At 51.3% G+C, this 17052-nt stretch carries 11 protein-coding genes and 4 pseudogenes; 7 read left to right on the forward strand and 8 right to left on the reverse strand.

What is annotated here, in order from left to right; genetic code table 11:
- Nucleotides 1-377: 377 nt before the first annotated feature.
- A pseudogene (locus tag A6U95_RS30675) lies at nt 378-826 on the forward strand (transposase); the annotation flags it as partial.
- Nucleotides 827-965: 139 nt separating this feature from the next.
- Here A6U95_RS30675 and A6U95_RS14670 read toward each other — a convergent pair.
- The 3 genes and pseudogenes from A6U95_RS14670 to A6U95_RS14680 all read right to left on the reverse strand — a co-directional run bounded on the left by A6U95_RS14670 (nt 966) and on the right by A6U95_RS14680 (nt 5956).
- The gene (locus A6U95_RS14670; protein WP_241810662.1) at nt 966-2249 is read right to left on the reverse strand and encodes an IS91 family transposase; all 1284 of its coding nucleotides are present in this window, start codon (nt 2247-2249) and stop codon (nt 966-968) included.
- 245 nt (nt 2250-2494) lie between these two features.
- Nucleotides 2495-2617 (reverse strand): annotated as a pseudogene (locus A6U95_RS31485) (hypothetical protein); the annotation flags it as partial.
- A gap of 372 nt (nt 2618-2989) precedes the next feature.
- Nucleotides 2990-5956 carry a non-ribosomal peptide synthetase gene (locus A6U95_RS14680; protein ID WP_065684977.1) on the reverse strand — a complete coding sequence of 989 codons (2967 nt, stop codon included), beginning with the start codon at nt 5954-5956 and terminating at the stop codon, nt 2990-2992.
- A gap of 341 nt (nt 5957-6297) precedes the next feature.
- Between A6U95_RS14680 and A6U95_RS14685 the strand changes: the two are divergent.
- Nucleotides 6298-6480 (forward strand): annotated as a pseudogene (locus A6U95_RS14685) (IS6 family transposase); the annotation flags it as partial.
- A 141-nt stretch (nt 6481-6621) separates the two neighbouring features.
- Here the strand turns inward: A6U95_RS14685 and A6U95_RS14690 are convergent.
- Nucleotides 6622-7845 carry an IS91 family transposase gene (locus A6U95_RS14690; protein WP_065684978.1) on the reverse strand — a complete coding sequence of 408 codons (1224 nt, stop codon included), beginning with the start codon at nt 7843-7845 and terminating at the stop codon, nt 6622-6624.
- 158 nt (nt 7846-8003) lie between these two features.
- Nucleotides 8004-8351: a replication initiation protein gene (locus A6U95_RS14695; protein ID WP_065684979.1), complete on the reverse strand. Its 348-nt coding sequence runs from the start codon at nt 8349-8351 to the stop codon at nt 8004-8006.
- A 788-nt stretch (nt 8352-9139) separates the two neighbouring features.
- On the opposite strand from A6U95_RS14695, the pseudogene tssI reads away from it, so the two are divergent.
- The 4 genes and pseudogenes from tssI to A6U95_RS14715 all read left to right on the forward strand — a co-directional run bounded on the left by tssI (nt 9140) and on the right by A6U95_RS14715 (nt 14084).
- Nucleotides 9140-11305, forward strand: a pseudogene (gene tssI, locus A6U95_RS14700) (type VI secretion system tip protein TssI/VgrG).
- Nucleotides 11306-11309: 4 nt separating this feature from the next.
- Complete coding sequence (locus tag A6U95_RS14705; RefSeq protein ID WP_065684980.1) at nt 11310-12647, forward strand: VRR-NUC domain-containing protein; 1338 nt, start codon at nt 11310-11312, stop codon at nt 12645-12647.
- Between the two features lie 16 nt (nt 12648-12663).
- Nucleotides 12664-13818 carry a type VI immunity family protein gene (locus A6U95_RS14710; RefSeq protein ID WP_083196375.1) on the forward strand — a complete coding sequence of 385 codons (1155 nt, stop codon included), beginning with the start codon at nt 12664-12666 and terminating at the stop codon, nt 13816-13818.
- The gene (locus tag A6U95_RS14715) at nt 13815-14084 is read left to right on the forward strand and encodes a PAAR domain-containing protein (RefSeq protein WP_065684981.1); all 270 of its coding nucleotides are present in this window, start codon (nt 13815-13817) and stop codon (nt 14082-14084) included. Before A6U95_RS14710 ends, A6U95_RS14715 begins: the two co-directional genes overlap by 4 nt.
- 389 nt (nt 14085-14473) lie before the next feature.
- Here A6U95_RS14715 and A6U95_RS14720 read toward each other — a convergent pair whose 3' ends face one another.
- The gene (locus A6U95_RS14720) at nt 14474-15088 is read right to left on the reverse strand and encodes a DNA-binding protein (RefSeq protein WP_065684982.1); all 615 of its coding nucleotides are present in this window, start codon (nt 15086-15088) and stop codon (nt 14474-14476) included.
- 281 nt (nt 15089-15369) lie between these two features.
- On the opposite strand from A6U95_RS14720, the gene A6U95_RS14725 reads away from it, so the two are divergent.
- Entirely contained in the window at nt 15370-16248 is an 879-nt protein-coding gene (locus A6U95_RS14725; RefSeq protein WP_065684983.1) for a restriction endonuclease, read from the forward strand.
- Nucleotides 16249-16275: 27 nt separating this feature from the next.
- On the opposite strand, the gene A6U95_RS14730 is transcribed toward A6U95_RS14725, so the two are convergent.
- Nucleotides 16276-16692 carry a type II toxin-antitoxin system VapC family toxin gene (locus A6U95_RS14730; RefSeq protein ID WP_065684984.1) on the reverse strand — a complete coding sequence of 139 codons (417 nt, stop codon included), beginning with the start codon at nt 16690-16692 and terminating at the stop codon, nt 16276-16278.
- Nucleotides 16689-16919, reverse strand: coding sequence for a type II toxin-antitoxin system VapB family antitoxin (gene vapB / locus A6U95_RS14735; RefSeq protein WP_065684985.1), 231 nt, complete (start codon nt 16917-16919; stop codon nt 16689-16691). The genes A6U95_RS14730 and vapB overlap by 4 nt, the downstream gene beginning before the upstream one ends.
- Nucleotides 16920-17052 lie beyond the last annotated feature (133 nt).

A 17052-nucleotide genomic window follows, 5' to 3' on the forward strand; every position in this document is an offset into this window, starting at 1 on the left:
CTGATTTCTTCAGTGCACCAAGCAAATTGATGCCTGCGAATGTCAGGTAGCAGGCATCACCTCGTCTACGGCATATTTCGTCCAGAGTAAATCTCCTGCCTCTGAACTCACCCACGTGCTAGGTTTTTTTTAATGCAAACAGGCTGCGCAATGCGCAGCCTTGATATGATTTGCAGGCTAATTTTAAATTAATACAAAGGTGGTATCTTTTAGACTTTGTAATAATTAATGATGTAGCCCCCTGAAACACCGGACAGTAGCTGTATCTCCAGATAAGAGATAGGCTTGAATATATGTCTAACACTAACGCCAATTTTGAGATGACCGGGATCCTATTAGGGTAAGAAGTCCGTAAACGTAAAACTCCTCAGGAGAAGATAGCCATTATCCAGCAGACGATGGAGCCGGGCATGAATGTCTCCCATGTCGCTCGCCTGCACGGTATCCAGCCCAGCCTGCTGTTTAAGTGGAAGAAGCAATATCAAGAAGGCAGCCTCACCGCCGTTGCGGCCGGAGAGGAAGTCGTGCCTGCGTCTGAGCTTACTGCAGCTCTGAAGCAGGTCCGGGAGCTTCAGCGCCTTCTAGGCAAGAAGACGATGGAAGTTGAGATACTCAAAGAAGCCGTGGAGTACGGCCAGTCGCGAAAATGGATAGCACACGCGCCCTTGTTGCCAAAGGACGGGGAATAGCCCAGGTCAGCCGCACCATGGGCGTGTCGCGTGCGCAGCTGTCACTGCGGATTAAGCGCTCTGCCGATTGGCAGGACAGGCGCTGTCACCGGCGTAATGACGAAGCAGACGCTGAAATCCTGTCGGCTATCCTCGATGGTTAGGAATCTCAAAAGCATTTTTTGGGGATCCCTAACCATCAACCGTAACGCGCAACTCCTTCTGATGGTGCGGTATCGCGATAGGTTATGCGTGAAAATGCCGGTTTTGCTGTGTTTTTAATCTAAAACCCATTTTTCAGGCGCACTTATCCAGAGCCGGTGCCTGAAGCCATCGTTTTTTCTCCATCCGCTGCAACCTGGCCGACAGTAATTCTGTCGCACATCTGCCAGCCTCGGCACCGGCAAATCTCAGCCGATCGCCGCACAAGATGCATTGGTACGGATCTGTACCCAGGAAGCCTTTCATCAACACCGCGAACCCGGGCCGTTTGGGCTTATCCGGCACCGTCATCGACAGCGCTTCGTAGACCTTCGGCAACAGTTGGCCCCGTTTGCGGTTGGCCAAAAAGCCGTAGTAACGCACTATCTTAAAATGCCGCGCCGGAATATGGCTGATATAGCGCTGCAGCATCTCTTCCTGGCTGATTTTCTGGCGTTTGTGCTGCTGCGTGCGGTGGTCGTAATATTGATGAACCACTGAGCCGCCACGGTAATGCCGGAGCTGGGAAGCCGCCACTGGCGGACGCTTCAGATAACGGCCAAGGTATTTCACGCTGCGCCAGGCGCCACGGGTCTTTTTGGCAAAGTGCACTTTCCAGGCTCGACGATATTGCGCATGGAGGTAGCGGTACCACCGATCCTCGTTACGGATATGGCCGAGGCCCGGCAGGCCACCGGGGTTGATGTGCGCATAGTTGTCACGCAGCAGGTAAATGACGGCGTTGCGCCAGATTTGCTCTACCTCTTTCTTTTTAAAGAACAGGTGTCGCCAGACGTTGTGTTTGACGTCGAGCCCGCCGCGGGTGACGGAGACGTGGATATGCGGGTGTTGATTGAGCTGCCGGCCATAGGTGTGCAGCGCACAAAATATGCCCACTTCGATACCCTGCCTGCGGGCCCAGTGGAGCATGGCGCGGGTGGCGCAGCGAAACAGCTCATTAAGCAGCGGCCAGTTGTTGTTGAAGAACGGCCACAGCAGATGTGGCATGGTGAACGTGATGTGCTGCCAGTCGCAGTCGGGCAGGATGTGCTGCTGTTCGGCAATCCACTGCTCGGTGGCCTTGAGGCCACAGCTGCTGCAGGCTTTGGACTTGCAGCTCTGGCAAAAGAAGCGGGCATGGGTGCAATCCGGTGAGGTGCAGCAGTAACGGCGCACGCCCATGGCACAGGTGCCGCAGGCGAGCATGCGCTCGACGGCGAGTTTGGTCCAGTCGCTGAGGGAGTCGCCATGTTTATCCAGGTACTGGCTCCAGCCGTCGTCATGCTGGAACAGCAGCTTTGTGGGGCGCGGAATATACATGGTGCAGAGTATAGAGGGTGGCAGGGAATGGGAAAAGAACCTCGGCGTCAGCGTGCTCACGTCGCAGACGTGCTCATTTTATGCGGGTGTTAACGCGGCAGGGGGCATGTGCCCCCGAGCGAGCGATAGGGCTGTCAGACGGCGCGGGAGTTGAGGTGAGGCTGGATCTTAAAGACGGTTGAGGCAGCAGCGCTGCCGTGCTCGCCCCGCAGGGGTGCTACGTTCTGCGATGATTGACGGACTGACACTGTTATCAGGCTGAATGAATGGGAATAGCAGACGTCACAAAATTTTGGCGGGTTCCCGCTTACAACCCCAAGTGGCGGGTCCAGGGGCTTCATCAGTTTAATCCAGTCCCATTTACGCTGGGAAAGCTTATCAGCGGTAACGGAGAGCAGGACGGTATCGATACTTTTGCGGGTCATCATGGTGGGGAGGCTCTGAGCAAAATATGTCGTCAGAACATACCTATTTCACTCAGAGTATGGCAACGCCGGGTCTGGCAGACGGCGGGGTTTTCAATTTGCAGCCGACAGGCTGCTTAGTTCTGTCTAACCTTTACATGAGACGTTTTATTATGGGCTGGAAAAGGTTGAGGGGGCAACGGAAAGAATCGCTGGAAAAATCATAACTCATTCTTTATTATTTAATATAATAACTTTATAAATATCATATTATTATAGATATTTACTGGCAGTATGGTCGTATAATTAGGCAGCTCTACTGCGAACAGTATCGTTTTTTTGAGTGATTGCATACCGAGCGGTAACAGACCGCATACCGCTCGGTATATTCTTGCTTTATACCTGTGAGTTGTAACAGATGGAGCGCTGTAAATAACGTGCCAGCAGATCGCGATTAAATAGTGGCTCCTGAACACTACTGCCTTGCAAGAAGTGTTTTACGTTGCTGCAATCCCATAGATAAGTGTCCTGATAAAGCTGAACGGTAGATTGCCCATCCGTCATGTTGTCCTTAAATAAACTGAGTAATGGATAGAGCGGGGCATCTGCGTTATGTTCCCATTGAGCCAGCCAATCAGTAAAGGGCAATCGTTTGAATTTAAAACCGAAATCGTTCTCCAGTTGCTGGAAAAATGCCTCCAGAGTCAGATTATTCTTTTGGTCATGAATCAGGTTGAATTTTCGACCCAGCGCCAGTGGGTTGCGGGTAATAGTGGCAATGGCCTGGGTCATGTAATCCACAGTGGTGAGGCCCTCGCGTAAATCACGCAATATAGGAACGGTTTTGGTGTCCAGACAGGTTTTCACCAACCTTCCCCACCACTGATAATCTGCGCTGACGCCAGTTTTGCTATGGCATGTTGCGTAGCCCAGCCGAAAGGTCATCAACGGAAGGCCGCGTGAGGCTGCCAGATCGGCAATTTTCTCCATCACCCATTTGCTGCGAACATACCCGATATCTGTAACAACGGCTGGTAAATTCTGGTCAATGTTGTCATCTTCCCGCATAACCTGTTTGCCTGTATGAAGATGTCCCCAACTATAAACGGAGATTGTGGAAAGCAGCATTAAGGGTTTTGTTCGTACCGAGGCGGCGAAACGGAGAATTTCCCTTAGTCCCTGTACGTTATCGCGCTTCATCCAGGAATAAGGCTGAATAAAATTAACTGCACTTGCGGAGTGATAAATAATGTCAGTCTCCTGGCATAGTTGCTGATAAACTCCCTGCTCCAGCGCGAAATAGGGTTCTGCCAAGTCACCTGCCAGCGGGTGAATGCGGTTATGTAGTTCAACGGGTAGAGTAATAGCGTAACGTGTCAACGTTTCGTTGATTCTTTTCCACGCCTGTTCCGTATTTTTACCGCGGACCAGACAATAAATGTTGGCATGAGTACTTTGCAGCAGATCAGCTAAAAGGTGAGAGCCGACAAACCCGGTTGTTCCAGTCAGAAATATGGTGTTTGGCGTACTGATTTGCCGTTCATCAAAAGGCATTGAAAAATGGATGTCGTCCGGTAGGAAAACATCGTCCTGTAGAATACGTAGGGGTTCGCTATCGGCTGTCAGTGGGGCGGAAAGGCTGCGCTCATCCAGCGTTTGTGCCAGCGAACGGATCGTAGGGGAATCATAGATATCTCGCACGTAGGCTCGGATAGCTGTTTGCGCTGTGATGGTTGCTGCTAATTTCGCAGCCAGCAGAGAGTGTCCTCCCAGATCAAAGAAATTATCGTCAGAAGTGGGAACATCAGCCCCCAGCAGGTTTTTCCATATCACTGCCAGAATCCCTTCCAGCCCGCGAAACACCGTATTTGATGCGTCTGGCGCATCTGACCGATACCCCGCCAGCAATGCATGCTTATCCGTCTTGCCATTCTGAGTCAGTGGCAGGTGAGGCAAAATCTTAATGACTGCAGGCATAAAGTAAACAGGCAGCGTCTCAGCCAGCTTGCCGCGTAAGATTGATTGGCTGACGTTTTCAGCAGCAACAAAGGCCAGTATTTTTTTCTCACCAGGTGACTCCTCTTCAGCCACTAGTACAACAGCTGCTGTAACGCCTTCAACCTGCATCAACACGCTTTCAATCTCGCCCAGTTCTATGCGGTTGCCGCGAATCTTCACCTGATCGTCGAGACGGCCAAGAAATTGTATGCGTCCGTCGGGCAGCCTGCGGGCACGGTCTCCGCTACGGTACAGCCGTTTTTCTGGCGCAGATGGCAGCGTCAGAAACTTCTCTTTTGTCAGTTCAGGTTTATTGAGATAACCACTGGCCAGTCCCGGACCGGCAATAAAGATCTCACCTGATTGCCCGTCGACCACTGGCAGCAGATGTTCATCCAGAATAAAAACCTCTGCGCCGGCAATGGGAAAACCAATGTTGGCCACTGGATTTTGTGTCGCGCATTCCACTAGGTTGCAGGTGGTAAAAATAGTGGCTTCTGTAGGGCCGTAGTAATCAACGAGTGGATATCGGATATGGCTGAGATTGACCGGGTTCAGTTTTTCCCCTGCGGTAAAGAGATAGCGCAACGCGATATCATCAGGTTGAGCCTGGTTGATAAATTCGGCAACCAGTACAGTTGGAATAAACCCATGTGTGATGCCGCGTGTAACGAAAAAGCGCAGCAGAATATCCGTCTGTAAGCGTGTTTCCTCGTTGTCAGGTAGGATTAGCGTTGCACCGCAAATCAGAGGCGACCAAATTTCCCATTGTGCGACATCAAAGCTTATGCCCGCAATGAGCGAACTACGGCTATGCAGATTCATCTCAAATCGCGAGTTATGCCAGCTTACCAGATTATACAGGGAGGTGTGAGACACCATGACGCCTTTCGGTACGCCTGTTGTACCAGATGTGAAAATTACATAGGCAGTGTCATCCGGCGCGACTTGAACTGGGGCTATGGGTAAAGGAGTGTTTTCTATGTCACGATCGATGGCAATTACACACTTGGCTGATGTACCAATGATAGAGGAAAAAACACCATGGCTTATTAAAATAACGGGTGCGTCGCATTGCTCTGTAATTTGAATGATACGCTTCTGTGGGTAATGAATATCAACAGGAATATAGCTCGCTCCAGATTTTAAAATAGCAATAATACCGATGATAAACTCTGGAGTGCGCAGTGTAATTAATGGGATAATATCGCCATGTTTAACACCAGCTTGTTGTAACAACCAACATAAAATATCGCTTTTATGATTAATTTCCCGATAGGTTATATTACTATCACCGTGGCTAATAGCAGTGCTATCAGGATGGTCATTTACTTGCTGCATAAAAGATATCAAAACATTGAACATTATATATTCTCCCGAGGGGAAGTATGAGTTCTATCTCTGATAAAATGAGTGTTAAGTATAGACAGGCTTTGATGAGCCGTCTAGGACGGTTGAACTAGATAATAATTCCGTATATATCTCCACGAAAAGTGCCACCTGATGTATTAAAATTATTTGGTATCATAAGGTTAAGGTATGAAGTTAGGTTGGTTCAGCATTTATTTCATTATGCAGATTTCTCGTCTTTGAGAATTTTTTAGATGTTGAACAGGTAATTATGAGCTTGCGGGCAATTTCTTTGGTTGTGTTGCATTAAGCAAAGACTCAGGTAATATCTCATTAATTTGCCAGAGTCTCTGCCCATGTCGCTGATACGAAAAGCCTTCAAACGTCTGCATTATCCCTTCGACATTATCGCCCAATGTGTTCGCTGGTATCTGACGTACTCGCTCAGTCTGCACCACCTCGAAGAGATGATGGCAGAGCGCGGTATCATCGTTGACCATTCCACCCTGTACCGCTGGGTTATCAGGCTAACGCCCTTGATGGTTAGGAATCTGGATCACGTTTTTTGAGGGTGACTGACCATGAACCGTAGCGCGCAGCTCCCTGTGATGGAGCGGTATCACGATGGGTTATGCGTAAAAATGCCTGTTTTGCTTTCTTTTTAATCCCCAATCTGTTTTTTAGGCGCACTGATCCAGAGCCGATGCCTGAAACCATCGTTTTTTCTCCATCCGCTGCAGCCTGGCCGACAGTAATTCTGTCGCATGCCTGCCAGCCTCGGCACCGGCCAATCGCAGCCGATCGCCGCACAGGATGCATTGGTACGGATCTGTGCCCAGGAAGCCTTTCATCAACACTGCGAACCCGGGCCGTTTGGGCTTATCCCGCACCGTCATCGACAGCGCTTCGTAAACCTTCGGCAGCAGTTGGCCCCGTTTGCGGTTGGCCAAAAAGCCGTAGTACCGCACCATCTTAAAATGCCTCGCCGGAATATGGCTGATATAGCGCTGCAGCATTTCTTCCTGGCTGATTTTTTGGCGTTTATATTGCTGCGTACGGTGATCGTAATACTGATGGACCACGGCGCCGCCGCGGTAATGTCGGAGCAGGGAAGCCGCCACTGGCGGGCGCTTCAGATAACGGCCGAGGTATTTCACGCTGCGCCAGGCGCCACGGGTCTTTTTGGCAAAGTGCACTTTCCATGCTCGATGATATTGCGCATGGAGGTAGCGGTACCACCGCTCCTTGTTACGGATATGGCCGAGGCCAGGCAGGCCACCGGGGTTGATGCGTGCATAGTTGACACGCAGCAGGTAAATGACGGCATTGCGCCAGATTTGCTCTACATCTTTCTTTTTAAAGAACAGCTGTCGCCAGGTGTTGTGTTTGACGTCGAGCCCGCCGCGGGTGACGGTGACGTGAATATGCGGGTGCTGATTGAGCTGTCGGCCGTAGGTGTGCAGCGCGCAAAAGATGCCGACTTCGATCCCCTGCCTTCGGGCCCAGCGGAGCATGGCCCGGGTAGCGCAGCGAAACAGGTCGTTGAGCAGGGGCCAGTTGTTATTGAAGAACGGCCACAACAAGTGGGGCATGGTGAAGGTGATATGTTGCCAGTCGCAGTCGGGCAGGATGTGCTGCTGCTCAGCAATCCACTGCTCGGTGGCCTTGAGGCCGCAACTGCTGCAGGCCTTGGACTTGCAGCTCTGGCAGAAGAAGCGGGCATGGGTACAGTCGGATGAGGCGCAACAGTAACGGCGAACGCCCATGAGGCAGGTACCGCAGGCGAGCATGCGCTCGACGGCGAGTTTGGTCCAGTTGCTGAGGATGTCGCCATGTTTATCCAGGTACTTGCTCCAGCCGTGGTCATGCTGGAACAGCAGCTTTGCGGGTCGCGGAATATACATTGTGCAGAGTATAGAGGGTGGCAGGGCATGGGAAAAGAGCCTCGGCGTCAGCCGGCTCACGTCGCAGGCGTGCTAATTTATGCGGGTATCAGTGCGGGGCGAGATCGCGAGGGGCTGGGCACGATCAGCCGCCACCGGCGTTGATGTGAGGCAGGGTCTTAAGGACGGTTGAGGCAGCTTTGCTGCCGTGCTCGCCCCGAAGGGGCGCTACGTTCTTCATACTCACCATCAGATGGAAAGAAGGTGACTGAGCTGTTCGACAAAGCATCAATACCTTTCCTGACATCTGTGCTGGCCGTAGCTTGGCTCACCTTGAACAAGCGTTGGTAATCAGCAACCCGTACTGTGAATGTGCCTGGGTGATCTTCTTGGCGATAAGTTTCCATAAGACATAGCCACAGTACACGCTTAGCCTGCAGCGAGAGATAATAAGCTGCCTCAGTGAGTTCATTCGATTGCGCAATAGCTGGGCGATTAGTTTTAACAATCCCTTTTTTTTCATTCATATAGCTATCTATGGGCAGTTTTTAATATACCCATAGTTGCATCAGGTGGTTGATGCGGTCAAGGCAAACTTGTGTCGTTTCCCATACCAGGTAATCGAAATAATAAACTTTAGCTATTTCCCATACGTTCTTTAGTTATTTCCCATAGCTACTTTGGTTGTTTCCCATAACTACTTTAGCTTCTACCCATAGCAAGTTTAGGCCTTTCCCATGTTGACCGGGCTGAAGCCCGTGCCCTGCAAGAGTTTCGACGCTGTCTAAAAAGCTTTTAAAATGTTTTAAAAATCAAAAAAAAATTTAAAAAACAATCCTGTATATATGTGGATAACTCTATTCATGGGAAACACCTAAAGTTTATTCGATACAAACACCGGTAGCCCCCACCGGTAAACCGGCGGGTCCCATGACCAGACACAACACACTCCAATAATATGCAGAAAGACTAAGGTAGCTCTTTTGCCTGTAAAGATTGCATCGCAACGGCTCGTTGCGATCTAAGCCACAGTGGAGTGTCTAGCTATGTCAAAAGCTTTGTCTAGCAGGATGGGGGAGGATCCTTCTTGATCCTTTCTAAATTAACTGGTCTGAGATCAGGGGGCAATAAAGCCAAATAGTAGTACTTTGTCAAACTAGCCAGGCTCATCGGAGAGCTTCTATCCACTCGTAACTGACCTGGAAAATACTTATTAGTTGTGCTGTTCTTTTATATGCATTAACATTTTGTATGTATACATACAAAATTTTTTTATTTAACGGAAACATATTCACGCCATAAATAAGGAAGGCGGATGGCAAGCTTGAGCAAGGAAGCCAGTGGGCTTCGCTTTACGCTGAGTGTGGGCAGTCTGGAACCAGAAACTTTCGTGGTATCAGGCTTTACGTTGCATGAACAGTTCTCTACGCCATTTATCCTTGAACTTGAGGCTGCCAGTGCCAATCCCAGCATCGAGTTCGCTGCTATTTTGGATAGAACCGCCACGCTGACTATCTGGCGCGATACCGAGGTACAGCGGATCGTCAATGGCATCGTGGTTGAAGTGGAACAGGGAGACACTGGACTCCATCAGACACATTACCGCCTGAGTATACGCCCCGCACTCTGGCGCGCAGGATTAGTCAGAAATTCACGCATCTTTCAACAGCGGAATGTTCAGGAGATCCTGGAAACGTTATTGAAAGAACATCATATCAGTCACTATGCTTTTGCTTTGCGTGATACCCATGCCAGGCGTGAATTCTGAGTCCAGTACCAGGAAAGTGACGCAGAATTTCTCGATCGCCTTGCCGCTGAGGAAGGGATTTTCTATTTCTTTGAGCATAAAGATCAGCAACACACGTTGGTCTTTGCCGATGATTGCGCCGCACTGGATACCGGGCCAACACTCCCTTACCATCCAGCCAAAAGGGCAGATTCGGACGAGTTGTGTATCAGTACTTTTCGTCGCAAAGAAAGTCTGCGCTCGTCTGAAGTCTTGCTGAAAGATTACACCTTCAAAAATCCAAGTTGGCAGGCAGAATCCCGTGAGTCTGCCAATGACCTTGAACACCAGGCTTTCGATTATCGCCATTATGACTATCCTGGTCGCTTCAAAGGCACTGGCCCAACAGGCGATCAATTTGCCCGCTGGCGCGTCCAGGCGTTGCGTAACGACGCGCATCAGGGAGAAGGCGCGGCCAACAGCCCGGCGCTCCAACCTTGTGTGTGGTTTAGATTGGAAAATCATCCGCTGGAAACCCATAACGCCCGTTGGCAAATCACCGGGGCTACGCACACCGGCAGACAGCCGCAAGCATTGGAAGAGGCCACCGGGGAACAGGGCACCACGTTGGGATGCCAGTTTACCTTTATACCCGACAAGCAAACCTGGCGTCCCCTTTCGCTGCCAAAACCGCGCATCGATGGTGCACAGGTGGCGATCGTCACCGGAGCGGGGTCTGAGGAAATTTATTGCGATGAGTACGGCCGGGTCAAGGTGCGCTTTCCCTGGGATCTCTCTGGCAGAACGGATGATACCAGCTCCTGCTGGGTACGGGTTTCGCATCCTTGGGCGGGAGCGGGCTGGGGCATGTTAGCTATTCCGCGTGTTGGTCATGAGGTCATTGTGGAGTTTCTCAATGGTGATCCCGATCAGCCCGTGATTATTGGCCGTACCTATCATGCTAACAATCTGCCACCCGGTGACTTACCGGCGACCAAAACCCAGATGGCCCTACGCTCAAAAACCCATAAAGGCGACGGCTTCAATGAGCTGCGGTTTGAGGATCTTCGGGGCGGTGAAGAAATTTATATTCATGCGCAACAGGATATGAATACCGACGTACTGCGGGATCAGACGACTACCATCAACCGGGATATGACACTGACGGTCGATAATAACCGCACCTCGGTGATCAAAGTCGATGATGACGAGTCTATCGGCGGATATCAGACGCTCACGGTGGCGAAAGATCAAAACGTCACCCTCGAAGGCCAGCAGACCACGGTCGTGAAGAAAAGCCGCTTTCTTGACATTGCAGACAATGACTCCCTGAAGGTCGGCAAACATATCTCGATCCACTCTGCCAGCGGCCAGATTGAGATCGGCAATGCCGGGGGCCGCATTGTGATTGATCCCATGGGCCATATCCGCATTGAAGGGCTGAGTATTACGCTGGCCGAACACGCTTCCGGTGTCATGCCCACCACTCCGCTGTTTAATTACTCTGCCCGTTATACGTTGCTGCATGAACGCACGGGAGCGCCACTGATTAATACGCCCTACACCATCAAGGGGGCCAACGGTCAGGTGGTTTCAGGCAAAACCGATGCCCTGGGCAGAACCCTGATGGTGCGTTCAGAAAAAGAAGACAATCTGGAACTCGGCCTACCGGAAACCCAAAAACCGGCGAAAGAAACCTATTACCAGGCCAGCGACAATGCACCGGTAGAACGTGTCATGGAATTCAAGGAGTAAGAAGATGAGCAATCCAGGCAATATTTGTCCGGCAGTGACCTCCATTACCTGCACGATGGAACGCGGGAGATTTCCTGGCGATGAAGACCCCTGTTATCTGGCACAGAAAGCCGAAATCGCCATGCGATTGCCACTGCGTATTGTCACCAAAGCCGGTTTGGTGCGCTTTTTAAACCAGTTGATCATGAGCGGTTTGATCCAGAACGAGGAGGAAAAGGAAGAATATCACTGGCCCTATAAAGCCGAAGTCGTCTTTGCGATGGCATACCCCGTTCCCCTGCCTATGCTGGCCACCAGTATCGCCTCGAAAGAGAAATACGGTGAGGATTTACCACAATCCCGCAACCCGTTTGCCCGGCCTTCCCGTGAAGATTGGATAAAACGCAAGGTTAAACGAATACGCCGACCGGACATCATTCTGGTTAAAGAAAAGACTGAACGCTGGCCAGGACGTGAAGCCACCTATTTTGATGACAAGTTTCATGCCGATAATTTGAAAATGTTGATCGAAGTGAAGTTCCCAGGCGATACTTTATCAGAAGATCAAGACCTTGATTATACACTAATCGCTACAGAATCCCGTTTTGGTGTTCTGCGCGTTGAGGATAACCGTACTGAGAAACAAAAAGAGTACGACAAACAATATAACGCCGCTTTCAGCCCCAGTGCAGAAAAATATACCTTACTGCCGCCGCACCAGGGTGAGAAGCCGCTCCCTGTCCCTGTGCCACCTCCCGAAGGGGGGCCGGGAACCCTTCCGCAGCCATTACATAAAAATCTGCCGTTATTGAGCACGTCCCCCTGGGATTTTATGCCCTCGGTGGAGGACTGGGTGGTATTAGGTCATGAGGTTTCCAGTCTGGCAGAAGAGGGCTGGGAATATGTCAGCGAGAGCACTCGGCAGATGTTTCACCAGTTTGGTGCCTGGGTCTCCGAGAAAGGGGATTGGTTCTGCCAGCAAGTGCTCGACCCTCTCACCCAGCAAACCCACTATGTGTTCTCCTGGATGAACAAACAAACCGGTGACATCATCACCTGGAGCGTTGCGCAGTGCCAGGATTTATGGCGAACCGTGCTGTTAGGGTCGGAGATCTCCCTGGAGTATTTAAAACAGATCGAATGGGTACAGATACTGTCCGATATTGGCAATGGCACGGTACAACTGGTTATCCAGGCCGCAGTGACTGGGGCTGTCATTATCGTGACGCTCGCCGTGGCCGCCGCCGTGGTGGCGTTGGTTGCTATTGTCGCTGCGGCTGTCGCCGCAGGGGGAGCTGCAGCAGCCGGACTGTTCGCCGCTCTGGCGGCGGTGGGTGGCGGTACAATGGCTATAGCGCAATAATTTATCAGGAATCACTATGCAACACACTGAATACACGGCATTACTGGAACAGCGCGTGCCTGAGTTTACCTTTACCGACAATAACGATGTTGTTATTAGCCGGTTGGGCCTGTCGATCACCCTGTTTTTTAAACGTGGCTACACCCTGGAGAAACGGGAGAAGATACTGGCCTGTTTTAGTCGCTTCCGTGCAGAATTCGGTACACATTTACGTTTTCATGCACATTCCTTTAAAGGAATGAAAAAATACAGTCCGGAAAATATCGCCAAGGTGGAAGACAGCATCCGGAATAAAGGCATTTATGACTACGGTGGTTGGACGATCAGTGATGCGAAAAATATGTCTGAAGCCCCCAACTGCTTGATGCGTTATCTCGATTCGGGTGATGATGATGATAACGAAAACTCTTATCTGAGTTTAGTCTTGCCCTGGTTTTACCTTAAAGAAACACAGGGTATGGCGCGTTTTAATGACTGGCTGACTTACCTGTGCCAACAATTGGAACCCGACAGCGGGGACTGTGGATATTGCCTGATATTACCGCGAGATTATCACGACTATTTCTCTATTGAGTATGAATTGGCCAAACGCTATCCCCCAATGCAGGTAAATTCAGCCGTACATACGGCATCAAGACAGTATACAAACAGTATTCGTGGCGTTAACTGGATCACCGTTTTAGATAAGCGCTATATCAAGCGGTTAGGCGGCGAGGACTGGGTACGCCAAGTGCTTTCCCGCGACCCGGCGATCAGCATTGAACATTATCCCGGCGGGCTGTTAATCCGCGCCGGACAATACCCGGACTTGACCCCGTTGACGGCAGGATTATCACCGCAGTATCTGGCCGTCAATCAGTTGATCCGCCCGATACGTGTCAAGCACCAAGAAGGCCACTCTCTGCACTTCTACGGTGTTAATCATTTCGATGAGTTATCGACCCAGGCCTGGTATGCCCGCTATGACCAGGGGCCACTATCCCTGTCGCCATTAGAGTCGGGTACCCCGGCGTTGGTGAGCGGTAACTGGACGACTCCCTCATTCCCTCACACCATGCGCATTATTAAGCAAGGCGAAATGGCCCCGGCAGGAAAAGAGGGGGAAGTCATTTGGTGGGATCTGGCCAGTGAAGTGGAAGATGACGGTACTACTCAGGCTCCACAGTCATGAGAACGATTATCCAGGGGAAAAAAGTGATCCTGGTGGGGGACACCACCACGACCGGGGGTAAAGTGCTCAGTGGCTCGCCCTTGGCCAATCAAACTCAGGCGCTCGCCCGCAAGGGCGATCCGGTTTTTTGCCCGGCCTGCAAAGCCACCGGCATGATCAGTGAAGGCAGCACACTGGCCAATATTGCCGGTGTTGAGATTGCCCTTGAAGGACACAAAGTTACCTGTGGTTGCCCTGATGGCTGCAAGTTGGTGGCATCAGCATAGTGGTACACCAGAGACGGCGGTTTATGGTTCGCCGTTCCCGCTTACAGCTGGCGGGCAGTTAAGTGAAATTACTCCACGGAGGCCTTCACTGCATTCCGACGTCTTGCGTTGCCAGTTCTGCCATTCCGGATCCTTTGCCAGAAGATCATCCGCTGTGCTGCGCAACCAGTTATAGGGGTTTGACGTCCCGCAATGTAAAAAACAACGCTAAGCAGCCTCAGAAATCGATTTTGATAAGTTCCAGCCTCAAAATGACCAACAAACAATATTTAGAACCGCTTTTTTTCCCAAAACATGCAGTTTAGTAAGTTTCTATATTTCATACTGTTAATTCACTAACGTAGTTTTTCGCATGGTTGGCCTTCAAACCCCTTTACGCAATTGCGGGGTCATGCATTCCCGCCAGTCAACTCTTGACGCGCCAGGGCCAGCAGTTCGCCCTGCAAGGTACGGTTTTCCTCCCGGGCGGCCTTCAGCTCAGCTTTCGTTTCCTGCAGCTGCGCCGCCTGGTGTTCGCCGGTGGCAGTCAGGCGGGCCACCTGCTCGCGTAGCGGCAGCGCTTCGGCCCGCAGCTCACGGACCTCTGCCAGCAGACGGTCCCGCTCGGTGACCACCTCACGCAGCACGGCCAGTTCGCTCTCAAGTGTTGCCACCTGCGCCAAGGCGGTGTCGCGCTCCTGGTCAGCCTGGGCGATATCCGCGTCGGCCTGCTCACGCGCCGCCAGGGTGTCCGCATCCGCCTGTTTGCAGGCCGCTTGCCACAGCAGCCCCAACTGGCCAGTGAGCAACTGAAGCAGCTCCGGCGGCAGCGCCGGGGCCTGTTCGCTGGCCCGCTCGCGCTGCCGGGCGCGGAACGCGCGCATCACAGGGGATATGTGGGACAGAGAGCCGCCACCGAGGTGCTGGCGTACCTGCTCGTTGGTCGGGTTCGGGGTGCCGGCGGCGATGAGGGCGGCGGCGGCGTCTTCAATGCGGCGTACGGTGTCGGGGGGAAGGCTGCTCACAGTGTCTCTCTTGGATGAGGGGTAATGGCGACAGTGTAATCGTTGGGTAGAATAGACACAATACATAAAATACAAATCGTACATACAGTACAGATAATACATTTAGTACATACAATACAGTTGATACATACATTATGAGTATTACATACCTACGGTACGCCTTTTCTCCGTCAGATCCGTTTTCTGGTAAAGTCGGAACACGCATAAGCCGGCGCAAAGACTCTTACTTAGTACCACCTACACTTTCATCCCGTTATACTGAGAAAAAACAGGAGGCTGGCGTGAAATTGAAAATGCAGGATCTGAGACTGTTCAATCTCGTATTTGAAAGTGATCCAGGCTGGATACTGGATTTCTCTAACCGCACGTTGTCAGCTTTTTTTGATGAAGAACTGAACATTGATATTGATGATGAGCGCTATCAGGAGGAGGGAACATCGAAAGCCAAACGAGTCAGAAGCTTACTAAAACAGGTGGATCGTGAGACCGCCCTGCGGGTTCTCAGCGCCCTCTGGCAATATAAAACTGAATCCATGCCTGAGCAGGATGAACAAAGCCGTAATGACTATCTTGCATTAATTTCCCGTCTGGAAAATACCGACGCTGATACAGCGAAGGGCGTCAAGCCTGTCCAGGCATGGCTCGGGATTGACTGGCCTTCACTTATCGCCGAAATGAACGAGATGAAAACACTGGCACCGCATCCACGGGGTTTCCGGTTTGAAACCTGGCTCGCTGAACTGTTCAGTACCTTTAAGCTTGCTCCCCGTTCATCTTTTCGAAACACAGGCGAACAGATTGACGGCAGTTTTCGGCTGAATGATGAATTTTACCTGATGGAGGCAAAGTGGCATCAGAACAGGACGCCGGCTGCAGATCTTCACATCTTTGAAGGAAAACTCAGTACTAAGGCAACCTGGACACGAGGCGTGTTCATCAGTTGGATGGGGTTTACTACTGAAGGCCTGACAGCCTTTGGTAAAGGGAAACGGGTTATTTGTATCAGCGGTTACGATCTTTATCATTCACTCAGTCACGGGATCGCACTGCCCGAACTTCTTGAGGCAAAACTTCGGCATGCAGCCGAAACGGGGGAGCCTTATGCGGAATTTGACAGGCTTTACACCCTTAAAAACAAAATACCCAGCACGCTGAAATAACCTACCGGGCGTTATGCAACCATCTGCTTACTTCACCCAGTCCTCCAACTTCAGGTCCGGTACCCGCGCAAATTCCCGCGTATTATTCGTCACCAGTATGGCGTCTGTCGCAATGGCATGCCCGGCAATAGCCGTGTCGTTGGGACCGATGGGGGTCCCGGCTGCAGACAGCGCCGCCTTAACTTCAGTGGTGGCGTCCACCGCCGCCCGGTCCCAGGCTAGGACGGCATCCAGGCGGGCGCAGAATGCGTCAACCAGTTGCGCGTGGCGCGGGGAGGCCTTTTTTCCGATAGCGCCGAAGCGCATCTCTGCGTAGGTGATGGCCGAGACCACGATGCGGTGATTGCGCAATACGGCCTGCTCAAGCCGCTTAATTACGGCTTCCGGCTGCTCGCGCATGATGAACGAGCAAATGTTGGTGTCCAGCATATAGGTCTTGTTCACAGGTCAAATCGTCCTTCGTCGCTGACAACGTCCTCACGCTCCGCCATAAAGTCCGTGTCGGCTTTTTCGAGTTGTGTGAACGATCCCCAGGTCGGCCGGATGGGACGCAGAATGATACGGTCCCCTTCCCGGACGATCTCCAACTCGCTCACCCCCTCAAAATCCAGATCGCGGGGCAGACGGATAGCACGGTTATTGCCATTCTTAAATATAGATACGGTTCGCATGTTGTCCTCCTGGAACTATGGCCTCATGGCCCTATGCATATGCTAAGTATAGGCTAATTCCTTAGTATATGCATATCCCTTTCCTATACAGACGCTATGCATATGTCTTAGCCTATCCTCGGCATATGTTATT

The organism is Serratia sp. 14-2641 (assembly GCF_001692375.1).
Taxonomy (GTDB): Bacteria; Pseudomonadota; Gammaproteobacteria; order Enterobacterales; family Enterobacteriaceae; genus Chania; species Chania fonticola_C.